The sequence below is a fragment of the Streptomyces calvus genome, from assembly GCF_006782915.1.
GTDB lineage: Bacteria > Actinomycetota > Actinomycetes > Streptomycetales > Streptomycetaceae > Streptomyces > Streptomyces calvus.
Genome location: NZ_VCNP01000056.1, coordinates 477,842 through 495,039, shown reverse-complemented (window position 1 = coordinate 495,039; position 17,198 = coordinate 477,842). Strand labels below are relative to the sequence as shown.

Here is a 17,198-nt window from a genome sequence, read left to right as displayed (position 1 = left end):
GTACGCACTGCGACAAGCCGTACGCGTCCGTGCTGCGAGCAGTCCCGGATCCGCAGGCGCCGCGGACGCGTGGCCCGCGCTCCCCGGCCCGCACGGCCGGATCCGCCGTGGTCCGTGCGCGTGTCGACGCCCACCGGCCCCAGCCGGTGGACGCCCGACGCGGCCGGCCGGCGGTGTCACCGGCCGGCCGCGTCCTGGGCGTCCGGACCTCAGCCGCGAGCCCGCAGCAGGTGGTCCATCGCCAGCTGGTCGAGGCGCTCGAAGGCCATGCCCCGCGCGGCGGCCGCGTCGACGTCGAAGTCCTCGAACGCGGACCGGTCGTCCAGCAGGGCCTGGAGGCCGTCGGCCGCCGTGGGCTGGGCCAGCTGGTCCAGTCGGGCCGCGCGCAGCGCCTCCTGCACCTCCGGGTCGGCGCGGAAGGCGGCCGCGCGGTCCTTGAGGATCAGGTAGTTGCGCATGCAGCCCGCCGCCGACTCCCACACGCCGTCGAGGTCCTCGGTCCGCGGCGGCTTGAAGTCGAAGTGCCGCGGACCCTCGTAACCGGCCGACTCCAGCAGGTCCACCAGCCAGAACGCGGCCCGCAGATCGCCCGCGCCGAAGCGGAGGTCCTGGTCGTACTTGATGCCGTTCTGGCCGTTGAGGTCGATGTGGAACAGCTTGCCCGCCCACAGCGCCTGGGCGATGCCGTGCGGGAAGTTCAGCCCGGCCATCTGCTCGTGGCCGACCTCGGGGTTCACGCCGTACAGCTCGGGGCGCTCCAGGCGCTCGATGAACGCCAGGGCGTGGCCGACGGTCGGCAGGAGGATGTCGCCGCGCGGCTCGTTCGGCTTGGGCTCGATGGCGAAGCGGATGTCGTAGCCCTGGGAGGTGACGTACTCGCCGAGCAGGTCGAAGGCCTCCTTCATGCGGTCGAGGGCGTCCCGCACGTCCTTGGCGCCGCCGGACTCGGCACCCTCACGGCCGCCCCAGGCCACGTAGGTCTCGGCGCCGAGCTCGACCGCGAGGTCGATGTTGCGGATGGTCTTGCGCAGTGCGTAGCGGCGCACGTCACGGTCGTTCGCCGTGAAGCCGCCGTCCTTGAACACCGGGTGGGTGAACAGGTTGGTGGTCGCCATCGGCACCTTCATGCCGGTGTCGTCCAGCGCCTGCCGGAACCGCTTGATGTGCTCCTCGCGCTCGCTGTCGCTCGAGCCGAAGGGGATGAGGTCGTCGTCGTGGAAGGTGACGCCGTGGGCGCCCAGCTCGGCCAGGCGGCGCACCGACTCCGCCGGGTCGAGGGCGCGCCGGGTGGCGTCACCGAAGGGGTCCCGTCCCTGCCAGCCGACGGTCCACAGTCCGAAGGTGAACTTGTCCTCGGGGGTGGGCTGGTAGTTCATGCCGCGGCTCCTTGCTCGCTGAGACTATTTCGTCATGGCGCTTTACAAATTAGTATGCAGGAGCATTTCAGGGAAGAGACACATCCCGCGAGCCGCGGAAGAGGGAGCAACCGATGTCAGCAGCCGAGGGTCCGCTCGTCGTCGGCGTGGACACATCCACCCAGTCCACCAAGGCGCTGGTGGTCGACGTGGCCACCGGCCGGGTCGTCGCCAGTGGCCAGGCACCGCACACGGTGACCTCGGGCGCGGGCCGGGAGAGCGATCCGCGCCAGTGGTGGGACGCCCTGCTGGAGGCGCTGCGGCAGTGCGGCGAGCCGGCGCACGAGGCCGCCGCCGTGTCGATCGGCGGCCAGCAGCACGGCCTGGTCACGCTGGACGGGCACGGCGAGCCGGTGCGCCCGGCGCTGCTGTGGAACGACGTGCGCTCCGCGCCGCAGACCCGCCGGCTGACCGAGGAGCTGGGCGGCGCCAAGGCCTGGGCCGAGCGGACCGGAAGCGTGCCCGCCACCTCCTTCACGGTGACCAAGTGGGCCTGGCTGGCCGAGCACGAGCCGGAGGCGGTCCGCGCCACCAAGGCCGTCCGGCTCCCCCACGACTACCTCACCGAGCGGCTCACCGGACAGGGCACGACCGACCGCGGCGACGCCTCCGGCACCGGCTGGTGGGCGTCCGGGACGGAGGCGTACGACGAGGAGATCCTCGCGCACGTGGGGCTCGACCCGGCGCTGCTGCCCCGGGTGGTGCGGCCCGGCGAGGTGGCCGGGACCGTGCGCGACAGCCACGACCTGCCGTTCTCCAAGGGCACCCTGGTCGCGTGCGGCACCGGTGACAACGCCGCCGCCGCACTGGGCCTCGGCGTGCGTCCCGGCACGCCGGTGATGAGCCTCGGCACCTCGGGCACCGTGTACGCGGTGTCGCGGCACAGGCCGGCCGACCCGACCGGCACGGTGGCCGGCTTCGCCGACGCGCGCGGCGACTGGCTGCCGCTGGCCTGCACCCTCAACTGCACCCTCGCCGTCGACCGGGTCGCGACCCTGCTCGGGCTGGACCGCGAGGCCGTCGAGCCCGGCCGGGGCATCACGCTGCTGCCCTTCCTGGACGGCGAGCGCACACCGAGCCTGCCCCACTCCTCCGGCCTGCTGCACGGCCTGCGCCACGACACCACCGGCGGCCAGCTGCTCCAGGCCGCCTACGACGGTGCCGTGTACTCGCTGCTGGCCGCGCTGGACCTCGTCGTCGACGAGGACGCCGACCCGTCGGCCCCGCTGCTGCTGATCGGCGGTGGCTCCCGGGGAACGGCCTGGCAGCAGACCGTACGGCGGCTGTCGGGTCGGCCCGTGCAGGTGCCGGAGGCCAAGGAGTTGGTGGCGCTCGGCGCGGCGGCGCAGGCGGCCGGGCTGCTCACCGGGGAGGACCCGGCGGCGGTCGCCCGGCGCTGGAACACGGCGGCCGGTCCGGTGCTGGACGCCGTGGAGCGGGACGAGGAGACGCTGGCCAGGCTCGCCGGGGTACTCTCCGACGCGGCCCCGCTGCTGGAACGCGGCACGCACAACGCCTGACGGCGGGGCACGCACCGGCGGTGACCGGCAGCAGCCGGCACCGACCCAGACCGAGGATTGACGGAGGAATGAGCACACCGCTGCACAAGGCCCGCCCGGCCGGTCCGGGGCGCGCGCTGCCCGACAACCAGCAGGGCATGCGCCGCCGCAACCTCTCGCGCGTGATGCACGCCGTCAGCGCCGAGGGGCCGCTGTCCCGGGCCGCCGTCGCCTCACGCATCGGTCTGACCCGCGCGGCGGTGTCCACACTGGTCGACGAACTCATCCGCGCGGGCCTGCTGGAGGAACTGGGGCCGGAGCGGCCCGGACGGGTGGGCCGTCCCGGTTCGGCGCTGGCGGTCAGCGGTCAGGGCCCGGCCGGAATCGGCGCCGAGGTCGGGGTCGACCACCTCGCGGTCTGCGCGGTCGACCTGCGCGGACGGGTCCGCGCGCGGGCGGTGCGGCACGTCGCCAACCGGGACCGGGCCCCGGAGCCGGTGCTCCGGGAACTGACCGCGCTGACGGACCGGGTCGTCGCCGAGGCGGAGGGCGAGGGCCTGTGGCCGGCGGGCCTCGCCGTGGCCGTCCCGGGTCTGGTGGCGCGCGACGCCCGGACCGTCGTGCACGCCCCGAACCTCGGCTGGCAGGACACCGATCTGGGCGAGCTGCTCCCGGAGCGGTTCCCGCTCACCGTGGCCAACGAGGCCAACTTCGGTGCCCTGGCCGAACTCTGGCTCGGCGAGGGCACCCCGCGCGACTTCCTCCATGTGTCGGCGGAGATCGGCATCGGTGCCGCGGTCGTCGTGGACGGGCGGCTGCTGCACGGCAACCGCGGTTTCGCGGGCGAGCTGGGCCATGTTCCGGTGCACCCCGACGGACCTGCCTGCGCGTGCGGCGGACGGGGCTGCCTGGAGCAGTACGCCGGTGAGGAGGCGGTACTGCGGGCGGCCGGACTGGAACCGGGCGAGGACCGTGTCGGCCTCCTCGCGGGCCGCGCCGAACAGGGCGACGCCGACGTACGACGTGCCCTGCACGACGCCGGAACGGCGCTCGGGATCGCTCTGACCGGGGCGGTGAACCTGCTGGACCCGGAGAGTGTGGTGCTGGGCGGCGCGCTGTCCGGGCTCGCGCCCTGGCTGCTGCCCTCGCTCCGCTCCGAACTGGCCCGGCGCACGGCGGGACCGGCCTGTCCCGTCTCCGTGTCGGCGCTGGGCCCCGAGGGGCCGCTGCTGGGCGCGGCGCACTCGGTGGTCCGGGGAGTCCTGGACGACCCGGCGGCCGTGGCCGGCCGGGCCTGACCCGGCGGGCGCGGCCCGGCGGCCCGCTGGTGCGGGCCGTCGGTTCAGGCCCGCGCCAGCCGCTCCTCGAGTTCCGTCCGGTCGGCGACGAAGCACACCTGCCGGCCGCGGTTCGCCTCGCGCACGAAGTCGCGCAGGGCGTCGCTGGCCGCCACCCGGTCGCCGATGTCGCCGACGACCGCCAGACGGATCCGGTAGTTGACGAACTTCTGCACCACGTCCCCGGCGACACCCGAGCTCAGTGCGAAGAACTCGTCGGCCAGCCGCTCCACCGGGACTGCGACCACGTCCGCCCGACAGCCCATGGCGTCACCGATCAGGTCGAGGGCGGTGTCGCCGCCGCTCACCTTCGCTCCGTCCGCGTCGCACACCAGGACGGTCACGCCGTTCGAGGTCATCACACCATCGGCTGCCATGACATGATCGTACGTCAGGAGTGGTGACGAGTTACCTGTACCGGGCAACCTCACCGCTCGATTACAAATCGTCCAACTCCTGGTGGCGACGGGGTGAGCAGGCGACGATGGGGGCATGACACCCGCGCAGCGAGCCATGGAGCGACTGCTCACGTGGCCCGATCTCACGGCCTGTTCGGCCGATTGCGGTACGGGGCAGGCGCTCCGCACCACCCGTGACGAGATCGTCCACTTCCATTCCGCGCGGGACGTGGACCTCCACCTCACGCACCGCGCAATCCAGCGTTTCCACTACGACCTGGTGGGGTCGAGCGCCATCCAACTGGTCCCCGGCTCCTGCTGGGTGACGGTGCACCTGGACTGCGCCACGGACGTGGACCTGCTGCTGAGCCTGGTGAGCGTCGCTCTCAAGGCGCACCAGAACCGGCCCCCGTCCGTGGCCCCGCCGGCCGTGTCCGGGTGCAACTACCACCGCGTGACGGTGCTGCCGCGCGACGCGGTCGGCGACCGCTGAGCCGCGGTCGGCGGCACGGCCTCACGGCCGCAGACCGCCGACGATGTCGGCGGTCGCCGTGAGGCCGCTGTGGATCGTGGGCGCGATGCTCGTGCTGGCCAGGTAGAAGCCGAGCAGCAGGCAGACCAGCGCGTGGGAGATCTTCAGCCCGCCGTTGCGCAGGAAGATCACCGCCAGGACCGCGAGCAGCAGCACCACAGAGATGGAAATGGCCATCGTCGTCCTCCTCCGCCACATCCGTTTCGCGGCGTTCGGCCGCAAGTGTGGCGCAGTGGAGGCTTCGTCCGTGCTGCTGAGCTGTCCGCCGAACGTGTGGTGTCACGCCCGCCGGTGGGAGTCGAGGAAGGATTCCAGCCCGGCGAGGTCGTCGGTGTTGAGGTGGTCGACGTCCGCCGCGACCAGTTCGCCCCACAGGGCGTCGCGCTCGGGACCCGGCTGGTCCGGGGTGGCCCAGAACCGGACCCGCTGCCCGCGCGCGTGCGCGGTGGACACGATGTCGCGCAGCTTGCGGCGCTCGGCGTCCGGGAAGGCGCCGGCGCCCCGCCAGGTGAAGTTGAGCGTCCAGTTGTCGCTGATCAGCGGGACGAAGGAGGCGGGCGCGGGGCCGCCGAGGTCGGCGAGGCGGCCGTCGTAGAAGGCGCGGCGCACCTGCTGCGCCTCCATGGGCACACGGGCGGCACGGTCCCCGGAGACGACCACGGTGACGGGTCCAGGCCGCACCCTGCCGTACGCACAGCTGGTGAACAGGCCCGGGTAGCGGCGCAGATGGCGGTCCAGTTCGAGGTAGGTGGACGCGCCCTCGGTCTTGAGGTCGACCAGGAGCTGGAGCGGCCTGCGGTCGCCGCGGTGGACGGAGCCGTGGTGGGCGCGGACCCGGGCGGCGAGCGGGTCGAGGTACAGCGACTCCAGGGTGCGGGACGGGTCGAGGTCCTCGGGGTCGTGGGCGACGAGGAGTTGGTCGCCCACCAGGAAGATGTCCGCCTCGACGCTGCCGAAGCGGTGGTCGAGGGCGTCGAGGAGGGGGCGGGGGTGCTCGTAGTCGTTGTGGGCGTGGGCGCGCCACAACGGGCGCGGGCGGTGCTTCCGTTCGCCGGCCAGCGCCTGGGTCGCGGGCAGGGCGACGGAACCGGCGAGGGCGGCGCCGAGGGTGGTGAGGGCTCTGCGACGGGTGGTGAGGGCCATGCGCTGCCTCCCTGGATGTGCCGTACGGGGACCTCAGCGAGTATGAGGTGCGCAGGGGGCCGAGGAGCAGGGGGCGTACGGGGAGTTGGCCGAGCTGCCGACGGGCGTTCACTTCCCCGGTGCGGGGCACAGGAAAAGGCCCGCCCCTGGAGGGCGGGCTTCTCCGGGTGTTCGTCCGGGTGTGTGCCGGGGTTGGGCGTCAGGGTGCCCGCAGGTCCACCAGGTCCGCCAGCTTCTCGCGGTGGGCGCCGGCCGTGCCGTGGGCGATCGAGTCGGCCTTGGCGCGCTTGAGGCGGAGGTGCACCGGGTGTTCCCAGGTCATGCCGATGCCGCCGTGCAGTTGCACCGCCTCCTCGGCGGCGCGGACCGCGACGGGCGAGGCGTGGGCCTGGGCGACGGTGACGGTGACGTCGGTGTCGACGCCCGTCGCCAGGGCGTCGGCGGCGGCCCGCGCGGCCGCCCGGAGGCCGGCCACCTCCAGCCACAGCTGGGCGAGGCGGTGCTTGAGTGCCTGGAAGCCGCCGACGGGGCGGTTGAACTGCTTGCGGTCCTTCAGGTGGCGGACGGTCTCGGTCAGGCACCAGTCGGCCACGCCGAGCTGCTCGGAGGCGAGGAGTCCGGCGCCGGCCCGCAGGGCGCGCCGCACGGCCGGACCGGCCTCGCCCAGCCGGCGTCCCGGCGCCCCGTCGAGGACGACCCGGGCGAGGGGCCGGGTGAGGTCCAGGGACGTCTGCGGGACGACGGTGGCGGCGCCGGCCTCCACGGCGTACAGACCGCCGTCGTCCGCCGGGACGAGCAGGACGTCGGCGACGGCGGCGTCCGCGATGCCGGTGAGTTCGCCGTGCAGCGTGCCGTCCTCCAGCCGTACGGCGGGGAACGCGGCGCCGGGTGCGGTGTGCAGCCCGACGGCGAGGACGCCGATGCCGCGCCCGGACGCCAGTTCCTCGACCAGCTCACCGGCGTCCGCGCAGGCCAGCAGGGCTTCGGTGGCGACCACGGCGCTGGTCAGATAGGGCACGGGAGCGACCGCGCGCCCCAACTCCTCCAGGACGACGGCGGCTTCGCGGTGCGTGGCGCCCTGGCCGCCGCGGTCCTCCGGGACCAGCAGTCCGGCCAGGCCCATGCCGTCGGCGAGCATCTTCCACAGCGCCAGGTCGTGGGGCGCGTCCGTCTCGACGCGGGCGATCACCCCGGCCGCGTCGCAGTGGTCGGTGAGCAGGTCCCGGACGGCGGCGCGCAGCGCCTCTTCCTCCTGCGAGTACAGCAGGTCGGGCTGGGTGCTCGTCGGGCTCATCGGGCGAGGTCCTTCCAGGCGACGTCCTTGTCGGTGCGCGGCTCGGCCGGCAGGCCCAGGACGCGCTCGGCGACGATGTTCAGCAGGACCTCGCTGGTCCCGCCCTCGATGCTGTTGCCCTTGGAGCGCAGGTAGCGGTAGCCGGCGTCGCGGCCGGTGAAGTCGACCAGTTCGGGGCGGCGCATGGTCCAGTCGTCGTACAACAGGCCCTCCTCGCCGCGGAGTTCCACTTCCAGGCCGCTGATCTCCTGGTTGAGGCGGGCGAAGGCGAGCTTCATGCCGGCGCCCTCGGGGCCGGGCTGTCCGGCGACGAGCTGCTGGCGCAGGCGTTCGCCGGTGAGGCGGGCGACCTCGGCCTCCACCCACAGCGTCAGCAGCCGCTGGTGCAGGTCGTGGGTGCGCAGTTCGGGGCGGTCGCGCCAGGTCCTGGCGACCGGGCCGATCATGCCGCCCTCGCGGGGCAGCCGCATGCCGCCGATGGCGACGCGTTCGTTGTTGAGCGTGGTCTGGGCGACCCGCCAGCCGTCGCCGACCTCGCCGAGGCGGTGGGTGTCGGGGATGCGGACGTCGGTGAGGAACACCTCGTTGAACTCGGCCTCGCCGGTGATCTGGCGCAGCGGCCGCACTTCGACACCCGGGTCGGTCATGTCGCAGACGAAGTAGGTGATGCCCCGGTGCTTGGGCACGTCCGGGTCGGTGCGGGCGATGAGGATGGCCCAGCGGGCGAGGTGGGCGCTGGAGGTCCACACCTTCTGCCCGTTGACCACCCAGTCTCCCCCGCTCTCCCGGACGGCGCGGGTGCCGAGCGCGGCCAGGTCGGAGCCGGCGCCCGGCTCGCTGAACAGCTGGCACCAGACCTCCTCGCCGGTCCACAGGGGTCGCAGGAAGCGCCGCTTCTGCTCCTCGGTGCCGTACTGCAGGATGGTCGGCGCGGCCATGCCCAGGCCGATGCCGATGCGCCTCGGGTCGTTGTCGGGGGCGCCGGCGGCCTCCAACTCGGCGTCCACGACGGCCTGGAGGGAGCGCGGGGCGTCCAGGCCGCCGAGCCCCTGCGGGAAGTGCACCCAGGCGAGTCCGGCGTCGAAGCGTGCGCGCAGGAAGTCCAGGCGGTCGGTGGTGGCGGGCGGGTGCGCGGCCAGGAACTCCTCGGTGCGGCGGCGCAGTTCGGCGGCGTCGGTCATGCGGCGGCTCCGTTCTCCGGGGCGGGCAGCACGGCCACGCGGCCGGTGGTGACGCCGTCGGCGACCCGCTGGACGGCGGCCGCGGCACCGTCGAGCGGTACGCGCTCGCTCACCAGCGGCTTGATCGCGCCGCGGGCGGCCAGCTCGGTGAGCTGTTCGTGGCAGTGCTGGACCAGCTTCGGGTTCTTCGTGTTGTACAGGCCCCAGTGCAGGCCGAGGATCGAGTAGTTCTTCACCAGGGCGTGGTTCAGCGCCGGGCTGGGGATGGAACCGCTGGCGAAGCCGACGACGACGATCCGGCCCTCGAAGGCGACGGCCTTGGCGGACTGGGCGTAGGCCTGGCCGCCGACGGGGTCGTAGATCACGTCGGCGCCGCGGCCGCCGGTGGCTTCCTTGACGGCGCCGACGACGTCCTGTTCGCGCCGGTCGATGACCAGGTCGCAGCCCAGTTCGCGGGCGACGGCGGCCTTCTCGGCGCCGCCGACGACGCCGATGACGGTGGCGCCGGCCGCCTTGCCGAGCTGGACGGCCGCGCTGCCGACGCCGCCCGCGGCGGCGTGCACGAGCAGGGTCTCGCCGGCTTCGAGCGCGGCCCGGCGGTGCAGTCCGAACCAGCCGGTCTGGTAGCCGATGTGCAGGGCGGCGGCCTCGGCGTCGTCGAGTGCGTCCGGGGCGGGCAGCAGCGCGGCGGCGTCGGCAACGGCGTACTCGGCGAAACCGCCGTGCGGCAGCACGGGGTTGGCGATCACACGGCGCCCGTCCTCGGTCTCGCCGCAGATCTCCACGCCCGGCGTGAACGGCAGCGGCGGCCTGACCTGGTACTGGCCCCGGCACATCAGCGCGTCCGGGAAGTTGATGTTGGCGGCGCGCACCTTCAGCAGGACCTGCCCGTCACCGGGTGTCGGCCGTGCCACCTCCGCGCGGCGCATCACCTCGCCCGGTTCGCCGAGCTCGTGTACTTGCCATGCCTGCATGCGGGGCCTCCACGGGGCTGTGAACGTCGTGTTCGCCTGACCGGGTCCACCGCATACTAAGCGGTCGCTTGCCGTTCAGGGAACCGTCTCGCCCCGGTCCGCCGGCAGGCCGCCGTCACGCCTGCTTGGGCCGCGCCCGCACGTGCATCCGTTCACCCTGGGGTCCGAACAGGCTGAGGAACTCCACCGGGCCCTCCCCCGTCGACCCGAACCAGTGCGGCACGCGCGTGTCGAACTCGGCGGCCTCGCCCGCCGTCAGCACCACGTCGTGCTCGCCGAGCACCAGGCGCAGCTTCCCGGACAGCACGTACAGCCACTCGTAGCCCTCGTGGACGCGCGGTTCGGGCTCCAGCTTCCGCTGCGGTTCGAGCACCTTGAACGCCTGGAGGCCGCCGGGCTGCCGGGTGAGCGGCCAGTGGGTGCGGCCGTACCGCCGGATCGGCTCGGCGCGCACGCGCGGGTCGCCGACCGGCGGCGCGCCGACCAGTTCGTCCAGCGCCACCTGGTGGGCCCGGGCGATCGGCAGCAGCAGCTCCAGGCTCGGCCTGCGCAGCCCCGACTCCAGCCGCGAGAGGGTGCTGACGGAGATGCCGGTCGCCTCCGACAGCGCCGAGAGGGTCACCTCCCGCTCCTTCCTGATCCGCCTGAGCCGGGGGCCCACTTCCGCGAGAACGTCGTCCGTCGTCATACCGATATTGCAGAACCAGCAAAGTCATTTGTCAATACGGCAGGGGATCGGCGACTGTCGTCGTGGAGGTGGTCACGATGAACCGCACACACAGCAACGACAGCAGCGCCGAGACCTACGACGTGGTGGTCGTCGGAGGCGGCGCGGCGGGACTCTCCGCCGCCCTGGTGCTCGGCCGGGCCCGGCGCCGCACCCTGGTCGTCGACGCGGGAGAGCCGCGCAACGCACCCTCGTCCCACATGCAGGGCTACCTGTCCCGGGACGGGATGGCTCCCGCCGAGTTCCTGGCGCTCGGCCGCGAGGAGATCGCCCGGTACGGCGTCGGACTGGTCCGGGACCGGGTCACGGACGTCACGCGGGACGGGGACTTCGCCGTCGTCCTGGAGTCGGGCGGGACCGTGCGCGCACGGCGGCTGGTCGTCGCCACCGGGCTGCGGGACGAGCTGCCCGAGGTGCCCGGGGTCGCCGACCGGTTCGGCCGGGACGTGCTGCACTGCCCGTTCTGCCACGGCTGGGAGGTGCGCGACGAGCCCTTCGGTGTGCTCGCGTCGAGCGCGATGAGCGTGCACCAGGCACTGATGGTGTCCCAGTGGTCGAAGAACGTCACCCTCTTCCTGCACCGGGTCGCCGAGGAGGAGCTGTCCGACCAGGACCTGCGCCGGCTGGCCGCCGCCGGGGTCGACGTGGTGCCCGGGGAGGTCGCGGAGCTGGTGGTCGAGGACGACCGGCTCGCCGGGGTGCGGCTGGCCGACGGCACCACGCACGCCCGCTCGGTGCTGTTCGTGGGACCGCGCCCGGTGCCGCAGACGGGCCTGGTGGAGCGGCTGGGCGCGGAGATGAACGAGACCCCGTTCGGCGCGTACCCGGTCGTCGACCCGACCGGGCTGACCACGGTGCCCGGCGTCTGGGCCGCGGGCAACGCGATCGGCTTCGCCGAGCAGGTCGTGCACGCGGCCAGCGGCGGCTACCGCGCGGCCGCCGCGATCGTCGGGGACCTGCTGATGAGCGAACTGGACGCCACGATCACCGGCTGAGCGGCGCTGGTCGGGGTGGCGGCACGGGCCGGTCGGTGCGGCGCGGGCCGGGGTGGCGGCGCTGGTCGGGATGTACGTCGGCCGGTAGGCGCGGCACAGGCCAGGGTGACGGCGCTGGTCGGGGTGTGCGGCGCAGGCCGGGATGTACGGCGGCCGGTAGCCGCGGCACAGGCCAGGGTGACGGCGCAGGCCGGGATGTGCGGCAACCGGTAAGTGCGGCACAGGCCAGGGTGACGGCGCAGGCCGGGATGTGCAGCGCGGGCCGGGATGTGCGGCAACCGGTAGGCGCGGCACAGGCCAGGGTGACGGCGCAGGCCGGGATGTGCGGCGCGGGCCGGGATGTGCGGTGTCCTGGTGCGTAGGACCATGGCTGCATGCTGCTGTCCCGGCTGGCCCGTGTGTCCCAGGAGGTCGCCGCCACCTCGGCGCGGACCCGGAAGATCGAGCTGCTCGCCGAGCTGTTCCGGGAGGCGGAGCCGGACGACGTGCCGATCGTCATCCCGTACCTGGCGGGCCGGCTGCCGCAGGGCCGGCTCGGCGTGGGCTGGAAGGTGCTGGGCCGTCCGGTCGCGCCGGCCGCCGCGCCGACCCTGACCGTGCGCGAGGTCGACGCGCTGCTCACCGAACTCGGCAAGGTGTCCGGTCCCGGATCACAGGCCGAGCGCGCCCGGCTGGTCGGCGCGCTGCTGGGCGCGTCCACCGAGGACGAGCAACGGTTCCTCTTCGGGCTGCTCACCGGCGAGGTCCGGCAGGGCGCGCTGGACGCGGTCGCGGTGGAGGGCCTGGCCCGGGCGACGGAAGCGCCGCCGGCCGAGGTGCGCCGGGCGGTGATGCTGGCCGGTTCCCTGCAGACGGTGGCCGGGGCGCTGCTCGCGGACGGCCCCGGGGCGCTGGAGCGGTTCCGGCTCACCGTCGGCCGCCCGGTGCTGCCGATGCTGGCGCACAGCGCCTCCTCGGTCGCCGAGGCGGTCGAGAAGCTGGGGGCCTGCGCGGTCGAGGAGAAGCTCGACGGCATCCGGGTCCAGGTGCACCGCGACGGCGACACGGTGCGCGTGCACACCCGCACCCTCGACGACATCACCGACCGGCTGCCGGAGGTGACGGCGGCGGCGCGCGGGCTGGAGGGCGAGCGGTTCATCCTGGACGGGGAGGTCATCTCCTTCGACGACGAGGGCCGCCCCCGCTCCTTCCAGGAGACCGCCGGACGGGTCGGTTCCCGCGTCGACGTGGCCACGGCGGCACGCGAGGTGCCCGTCTCGCCCGTCTTCTTCGACGTGCTGTCCGTGGACGGCCGCGACCTGCTGGACCTGCCGCTCACCGAGCGGCACGCGGAACTGGCCCGGCTGGTGCCGGAACCGATGCGGGTGCGTCGCACCCTGGTGTCGGGACCCGGGGACGTCGGCGCCGCGGAGGCGTTCCTCGCCGAGACGCTGGAGCGCGGCCACGAGGGCGTCGTGGTGAAGGGCCTGGACGCCGCCTACAGCGCGGGCCGGCGCGGCGCCTCCTGGCTGAAGGTCAAGCCGGTGCACACGCTCGACCTGGTGGTGCTGGCCGCCGAGTGGGGCCACGGCCGCCGCACCGGGAAGCTCTCCAACCTGCATCTGGGCGCCCGCACCGCCGACGGCGGTTTCGCGATGCTCGGCAAGACGTTCAAGGGCCTGACCGACGCGATGCTCACCTGGCAGACGGGACGGCTGCGGGAGCTCGCGGTGGACGAGAGCGGACACGTCGTCACCGTGCGCCCCGAACTCGTGGTGGAGATCGCCTACGACGGCCTCCAACGCTCCACCCGCTACCCGGCCGGTGTCACCCTGCGCTTCGCCCGCGTGGTCCGCTACCGCGAGGACAAGCGGCCCGAGGAGGCGGACACCGTGGAGACCCTGCTCGCGGCGCACCCCGGAGTACGGCCGTGAGGACCACCCGGAGCGCCGGGCTGTTGTTGTACCGGCACACCGGTCGGGGACTGGAGGTATTGCTCGGTCATATGGGCGGCCCGTTCTTCGCCCGCCGGGAGACCGGCGCGTGGACCGTGCCGAAGGGCGAGTACGACGCCGGTGAGCCGGCCTGGGAGGCGGCGCGCCGGGAGTTCCGGGAGGAGCTGGGGGTGCCGCCGCCGGACGGGGAGGCGGTGCCGCTCGGGGAGGTCCGGCAGTCGGGCGGGAAGACCGTCACGGCCTGGGCGGTCGAGGCCGACCTGGACCCGGCGGCGGTGGTTCCCGGCACGTTCGAGATGGAGTGGCCGCCGCGGTCCGGGCGGATGCAGGAGTTCCCCGAGCTCGACCGGGTCGCGTGGTTCACCCTGGACCGGGCCCGCGAGGTGATCGTCACCGCGCAGAGCGCGTTTCTCGACCGCCTGGCGGAGCACTCGCCCTGAGGAGGCCTCCCGCGTTGCGCCGCCCACCGCCGCGCGGGAAGGTCGAGAGGCAGGAGCCCGTCCCAGGAGGTCAGCGATGCACATCGCCACGGTCAATCCGGCGAACGGCGAGACGGTCAAGACGTATCACCCCATGGGCGAGGACGAGATCGAACGCCGGCTGCAGCTCGCGGTGGCCACGTTCCGTACGTACCGGAAGACCGGTTTCGACGAGCGCGCCCGGCTGCTGCACCGGGCCGCCGATCTGCTCCTGGAGGACCGGGACGACATCGCCCGGGTGATCACCACGGAGATGGGCAAGCCGGTGACGCAGGCCCGCGCCGAGGCGGCCAAGTGCGCCAAGGCGATGCACTGGTACGCCGACCACGCGGCGGAGCTGCTCGCCGACGAGGAGCCGGACGCCTCCGACGTGAAGGACTCCGGTGCCTCCCGGGTCCTGGTGCGCTACCGGCCGCTGGGCCCGGTGCTCGCCGTGATGCCCTGGAACTTCCCGCTGTGGCAGGTGGTGCGGTTCGCGGCGCCCGCGCTGATGGCGGGCAACGTGGGCCTGCTCAAGCACGCCTCGAACGTGCCGCAGACCGCCCTGTACCTGGAGGACCTGTTCCACCGCGCGGGCTTCACCGAGGGCACCTTCCAGACCCTGCTCATCGGCTCGGCGGCGGTCGACGACATCCTCCGGGACGAGCGGGTGAAGGCGGCCACGCTCACCGGCAGCGAGCCGGCGGGCCGCGCGGTCGCCTCCACCGCCGGCGAGATGATCAAGAAGACGGTGCTGGAACTGGGCGGCAGCGACCCCTACGTGGTCATGCCGTCCGCCGATCTGGACCGGGCCGCCGAGGTCGCGGTGACGGCGCGGGTCCAGAACACCGGGCAGTCCTGCATCGCCGCCAAGCGGTTCATCGTGCACGCGGACGTCTACGACGCGTTCGCCGAGCGGTTCACGGCGGGCATGAAGGCGCTGAAGGTCGGCGACCCGATGGACGAGGAGACGGACGTCGGCCCGCTCTCCAGCGAACAGGGCCGCACGGACCTGGAGGAACTGGTCGACGACGCCGTGCGCGCCGGCGCCACGGTGCTGTGCGGCGGGGAGCGCCCGGACGGGCCCGGCTGGTTCTACCCGCCGACCGTGCTGACCGGGATCAGCCGCGAGATGCGCATCCACCGCGAGGAGGCCTTCGGCCCGGTCGCCACGCTGTACCGGGCGGCGGACCTGGACGAGGCGGTGCTGATCGCCAACGACAGCTCGTTCGGCCTGAGTTCCAACGTCTGGACCCGCGAGGAGGCCGAGGTCGACCGGTTCGTCCGGGATCTGGAGGCGGGCAGCGTGTACGTGAACGGCATGACGGCCTCCCATCCGGCGTTCCCGTTCGGCGGGGTCAAGCGGTCCGGGTACGGGCGTGAGCTGTCCGGGCACGGAATCCGCGAGTTCTGCAACATCACCACGGTTTGGCACGGTGCGTGATGTCCGCGCGGCTACGATCCCGATTGTGAACCGCGAAGTGACTCTCCCTCTGATCGTCGACGACCGCGGGACCCTTCAGGTGGCCGCCGCCGATGTCAGCAAGCTGCTGCGCACGGTGGGCGGGCGGTGGGTCCGGCTCGTCGAGGCCGGGGAGGAAGGGCTCGACGAGGACACGGTGGCCGCGCTGACGATCGAGCTGGCGAAGCTCGCCGACCGGATCGACGTCGCGTGCATCGCCCACAGCAGCGGCGGCGCGCCCTAGAGGTTCGCGGCGTACGCCGGATGCGGGTGGTGTCCGCCTTGACCGCGCCCACGCGGCGGAGCCGCCTGTCGCGTGCGGCCCGGCGCTTCTGGTGTCCCGGTTGGGAGATCCCGTCGCAGTAGCGGCAGACGCGGTCGAGGATCCGGTCGGCGGTCTTGGTCCATGTGAAGGTCCATGTGAAGGGCCTGGCATCGTCGTTCCAGACCTTGATCCACTCTTCGAGTGCGGTCTTGAGGTCGTCGAGTGAGCAGAACACCCCGCGTGTGAGGCAGCGTCGTTCCGGCTCCGCGAACCACCGCTCGACGCGCGCGTAGTTCGCGTGTGCCGAGGCAGGTCCCGGCGTAGCGGTCCTCCTCGGCACCGTCGTCGACGAAGGAGCCCGGCGACACCAGCGCCTTCTCCACCAGGACGTGGAAGGCGTCCGTGTCGGTCGCGGCCGGCAGCGCCGAATGGGTCCGTCCAGGCGAGATGCGCGATCTGGTGGGCGACGCTCCAGCCGAGCGCCGGGGTGGCGAGCGCAGGGCAGCGCCGAATGAAACAAGCAAGCATGCTTGCCCAATTGCGGCCGTTCGGTGCACGACCCGGGGCGAGGGCTGCGCGAACCCTGTGCACTCAATACACTCGGCGATCGCGCCCATCGCGGCGCACATTCGCATATCGGGGGACGAACGATGAGCAACTGGAACCCGGGCGGACAACCGCCCGAGGGGCCGCAGCCCTACCAGCCGCAGCCACCTCAGCCCTATCCGCCCCAGCCCTACGTGCCGCCCCAGCCCCAGCCGCCCTACCCGGGGCCGCCGGTGCCACCGCCGGGCGGGCCGGTCACCCGGCTGCGGCGGCGGATCGGCCCCATCCACACCGCGCGCAGGGTCTTCACCCCGTCACGGCCGGGCATCGTCTCGGATCCTGAGGTGGCGCGGATGCGGAAGATCAGGACCCTGGTCGGCGTGGGCGCGTTCCTGTGGATGTCCTACGCCTACAAGCTCGCCCCCGAGCTCAGCGATGCGGCGGACGAGCAGGTCGACAAGTCGTGGACCAGCGCCCTCGTGCTGGCGGCGACCCTCCCGGTCGTCGTCGGTGTCCTGTACGGCCTGGCCGCTCCGGCGGCGCGACGGGACCTGCTGCGCCGGGCGGGGCGGTGCTTCGGCGCGATCGTGGCCATGATGGCGGCGGCCTCCGTCTTCCCGATCATCGTGCTCTCAGGGTTCTTCGAGGGCCAGGAACCCCTCGTGGAGGGCGACTTCACCGTGACGAAGGGCCTCATCCTCGCGTTCACCCTCTTCGTCCTCTTCTGGGTGACGCCGTTCGTCGTCTGGGGCGTGGGACTCGCCGTCCAGCACGTGTTCCGCACCGCGGACATCCACGAGACGGTACCGCCGCTGCTGATCATGGCGTTGGCGTGGGAGATGGCACTGATCGACATGTTCACCGGCGCCCACGAGGGCGTGCCGACGGTGATCCGGTACGTGTTCGTCCTGGGCTCCCCGCTCTCCGTCACGGCGGTGGGCCTGTGGGAGCTGCACCGGCTGCGCGTGCACTACGGGCTGGGGATGCGGGGACTGCTGATGCGCTAGGAGCGGCGCCTCGCAGGACGTACCAGTGCTC

At 73.3% G+C, this 17,198-nt stretch carries 17 protein-coding genes and 1 pseudogene; 9 read left to right on the top strand and 9 right to left on the bottom strand.

Going from position 1 to position 17,198, the window contains the following annotated elements:
• Positions 1-209: 209 nt before the first annotated feature.
• On the bottom strand, positions 210-1,376 hold the full coding sequence (gene xylA, locus FGW31_RS30545; protein WP_142196780.1) for a xylose isomerase: 1,167 nt from the start codon (positions 1,374-1,376) through the stop codon (positions 210-212).
• Between the two features lie 113 nt (positions 1,377-1,489).
• Here xylA and xylB point away from each other — a divergent pair, with 113 nt between their 5' ends.
• Both xylB and FGW31_RS30535 read left to right on the top strand, forming a co-directional pair.
• The gene (gene xylB, locus FGW31_RS30540) at positions 1,490-2,935 is read left to right on the top strand and encodes a xylulokinase (RefSeq protein ID WP_142196779.1); all 1,446 of its coding nucleotides are present in this window, start codon (positions 1,490-1,492) and stop codon (positions 2,933-2,935) included.
• A gap of 68 nt (positions 2,936-3,003) precedes the next feature.
• On the top strand, positions 3,004-4,212 hold the full coding sequence (locus tag FGW31_RS30535) for an ROK family transcriptional regulator (RefSeq protein ID WP_142196778.1): 1,209 nt from the start codon (positions 3,004-3,006) through the stop codon (positions 4,210-4,212).
• A gap of 44 nt (positions 4,213-4,256) precedes the next feature.
• On the opposite strand, the gene FGW31_RS30530 is transcribed toward FGW31_RS30535, so the two are convergent.
• Positions 4,257-4,628, bottom strand: coding sequence for a DUF4180 domain-containing protein (locus tag FGW31_RS30530; protein WP_142196777.1), 372 nt, complete (start codon positions 4,626-4,628; stop codon positions 4,257-4,259).
• A 115-nt stretch (positions 4,629-4,743) separates the two neighbouring features.
• Here FGW31_RS30530 and FGW31_RS30525 point away from each other — a divergent pair, with 115 nt between their 5' ends.
• Positions 4,744-5,142, top strand: a complete 399-nt coding sequence (locus tag FGW31_RS30525) for a luciferase domain-containing protein (protein ID WP_142196776.1) — start codon at positions 4,744-4,746, stop codon at positions 5,140-5,142.
• A 21-nt stretch (positions 5,143-5,163) separates the two neighbouring features.
• Here the strand turns inward: FGW31_RS30525 and FGW31_RS30520 are convergent, their stop codons facing one another.
• From FGW31_RS30520 to FGW31_RS30495, 6 genes are all read right to left on the bottom strand, one after another.
• Positions 5,164-5,358: a hypothetical protein gene (locus FGW31_RS30520; protein WP_030865562.1), complete on the bottom strand. Its 195-nt coding sequence runs from the start codon at positions 5,356-5,358 to the stop codon at positions 5,164-5,166.
• 102 nt (positions 5,359-5,460) lie between these two features.
• Positions 5,461-6,324: a phosphatidylinositol-specific phospholipase C/glycerophosphodiester phosphodiesterase family protein gene (locus FGW31_RS30515; RefSeq protein WP_142196775.1), complete on the bottom strand. Its 864-nt coding sequence runs from the start codon at positions 6,322-6,324 to the stop codon at positions 5,461-5,463.
• Between the two features lie 199 nt (positions 6,325-6,523).
• Complete coding sequence (locus tag FGW31_RS30510) at positions 6,524-7,618, bottom strand: acyl-CoA dehydrogenase family protein (protein ID WP_142196774.1); 1,095 nt, start codon at positions 7,616-7,618, stop codon at positions 6,524-6,526.
• Positions 7,615-8,799, bottom strand: a complete 1,185-nt coding sequence (locus tag FGW31_RS30505) for an acyl-CoA dehydrogenase family protein (protein ID WP_142196773.1) — start codon at positions 8,797-8,799, stop codon at positions 7,615-7,617. The genes FGW31_RS30510 and FGW31_RS30505 overlap by 4 nt, the downstream gene beginning before the upstream one ends.
• Positions 8,796-9,773: an NADPH:quinone oxidoreductase family protein gene (locus FGW31_RS30500; protein ID WP_142196772.1), complete on the bottom strand. Its 978-nt coding sequence runs from the start codon at positions 9,771-9,773 to the stop codon at positions 8,796-8,798. The genes FGW31_RS30505 and FGW31_RS30500 overlap by 4 nt, the downstream gene beginning before the upstream one ends.
• Before the next feature lie 115 nt (positions 9,774-9,888).
• Positions 9,889-10,461: a helix-turn-helix domain-containing protein gene (locus tag FGW31_RS30495; RefSeq protein WP_142196771.1), complete on the bottom strand. Its 573-nt coding sequence runs from the start codon at positions 10,459-10,461 to the stop codon at positions 9,889-9,891.
• A gap of 77 nt (positions 10,462-10,538) precedes the next feature.
• Between FGW31_RS30495 and FGW31_RS30490 the strand changes: the two genes are divergently transcribed.
• The 5 genes from FGW31_RS30490 to FGW31_RS30470 all read left to right on the top strand — a co-directional run bounded on the left by FGW31_RS30490 (position 10,539) and on the right by FGW31_RS30470 (position 15,593).
• Complete coding sequence (locus FGW31_RS30490; protein WP_142196770.1) at positions 10,539-11,495, top strand: NAD(P)/FAD-dependent oxidoreductase; 957 nt, start codon at positions 10,539-10,541, stop codon at positions 11,493-11,495.
• Positions 11,496-11,869: 374 nt separating this feature from the next.
• A complete protein-coding gene (locus tag FGW31_RS30485; RefSeq protein WP_142196769.1) occupies positions 11,870-13,408 on the top strand; it encodes an ATP-dependent DNA ligase in 1,539 nt (512 codons plus the stop codon).
• Positions 13,405-13,869 (top strand): NUDIX domain-containing protein, encoded by a 465-nt coding sequence (locus FGW31_RS30480; RefSeq protein WP_142196768.1) that lies wholly within the window; start codon positions 13,405-13,407, stop codon positions 13,867-13,869. The genes FGW31_RS30485 and FGW31_RS30480 overlap by 4 nt, the downstream gene beginning before the upstream one ends.
• 76 nt (positions 13,870-13,945) lie before the next feature.
• Positions 13,946-15,331 (top strand): NADP-dependent succinic semialdehyde dehydrogenase, encoded by a 1,386-nt coding sequence (locus tag FGW31_RS30475; RefSeq protein WP_142196767.1) that lies wholly within the window; start codon positions 13,946-13,948, stop codon positions 15,329-15,331.
• Positions 15,332-15,356: 25 nt separating this feature from the next.
• Positions 15,357-15,593: a DUF6213 family protein gene (locus FGW31_RS30470; RefSeq protein ID WP_142196766.1), complete on the top strand. Its 237-nt coding sequence runs from the start codon at positions 15,357-15,359 to the stop codon at positions 15,591-15,593.
• A 350-nt stretch (positions 15,594-15,943) separates the two neighbouring features.
• Here FGW31_RS30470 and FGW31_RS35795 read toward each other — a convergent pair.
• A pseudogene (locus FGW31_RS35795) lies at positions 15,944-16,112 on the bottom strand (maleylpyruvate isomerase N-terminal domain-containing protein); the annotation flags it as partial.
• 152 nt (positions 16,113-16,264) lie between these two features.
• On the opposite strand from FGW31_RS35795, the gene FGW31_RS30455 reads away from it, so the two are divergent.
• Positions 16,265-17,167, top strand: a complete 903-nt coding sequence (locus tag FGW31_RS30455) for a hypothetical protein (protein ID WP_233452592.1) — start codon at positions 16,265-16,267, stop codon at positions 17,165-17,167.
• The last annotated feature ends 31 nt before the right edge of the window (positions 17,168-17,198 follow it).

What these genes read in the sequence shown, in the direction of transcription:
- FGW31_RS30495 (WP_142196771.1), bottom strand. Translation starts at nt 10,461, where the DNA reads ATGACGACGGACGACGTTCTCGCGGAAGTGGGCCCCCGGCTCAGGCGG.
- FGW31_RS30500 (WP_142196772.1), bottom strand. Translation starts at nt 9,773, where the DNA reads ATGCAGGCATGGCAAGTACACGAGCTCGGCGAACCGGGCGAGGTGATG.
- FGW31_RS30485 (WP_142196769.1), top strand. Translation starts at nt 11,870, where the DNA reads ATGCTGCTGTCCCGGCTGGCCCGTGTGTCCCAGGAGGTCGCCGCCACC.
- FGW31_RS30520 (WP_030865562.1), bottom strand. Translation starts at nt 5,358, where the DNA reads ATGGCCATTTCCATCTCTGTGGTGCTGCTGCTCGCGGTCCTGGCGGTG.
- xylA (WP_142196780.1), bottom strand. Translation starts at nt 1,376, where the DNA reads ATGAACTACCAGCCCACCCCCGAGGACAAGTTCACCTTCGGACTGTGG.
- FGW31_RS30490 (WP_142196770.1), top strand. Translation starts at nt 10,539, where the DNA reads ATGAACCGCACACACAGCAACGACAGCAGCGCCGAGACCTACGACGTG.
- FGW31_RS30525 (WP_142196776.1), top strand. Translation starts at nt 4,744, where the DNA reads ATGACACCCGCGCAGCGAGCCATGGAGCGACTGCTCACGTGGCCCGAT.
- FGW31_RS30510 (WP_142196774.1), bottom strand. Translation starts at nt 7,618, where the DNA reads ATGAGCCCGACGAGCACCCAGCCCGACCTGCTGTACTCGCAGGAGGAA.
- FGW31_RS30475 (WP_142196767.1), top strand. Translation starts at nt 13,946, where the DNA reads ATGCACATCGCCACGGTCAATCCGGCGAACGGCGAGACGGTCAAGACG.
- FGW31_RS30535 (WP_142196778.1), top strand. Translation starts at nt 3,004, where the DNA reads ATGAGCACACCGCTGCACAAGGCCCGCCCGGCCGGTCCGGGGCGCGCG.
- FGW31_RS30455 (WP_233452592.1), top strand. Translation starts at nt 16,265, where the DNA reads ATGAGCAACTGGAACCCGGGCGGACAACCGCCCGAGGGGCCGCAGCCC.
- FGW31_RS30515 (WP_142196775.1), bottom strand. Translation starts at nt 6,324, where the DNA reads ATGGCCCTCACCACCCGTCGCAGAGCCCTCACCACCCTCGGCGCCGCC.
- FGW31_RS30530 (WP_142196777.1), bottom strand. Translation starts at nt 4,628, where the DNA reads ATGGCAGCCGATGGTGTGATGACCTCGAACGGCGTGACCGTCCTGGTG.
- xylB (WP_142196779.1), top strand. Translation starts at nt 1,490, where the DNA reads ATGTCAGCAGCCGAGGGTCCGCTCGTCGTCGGCGTGGACACATCCACC.
- FGW31_RS30505 (WP_142196773.1), bottom strand. Translation starts at nt 8,799, where the DNA reads ATGACCGACGCCGCCGAACTGCGCCGCCGCACCGAGGAGTTCCTGGCC.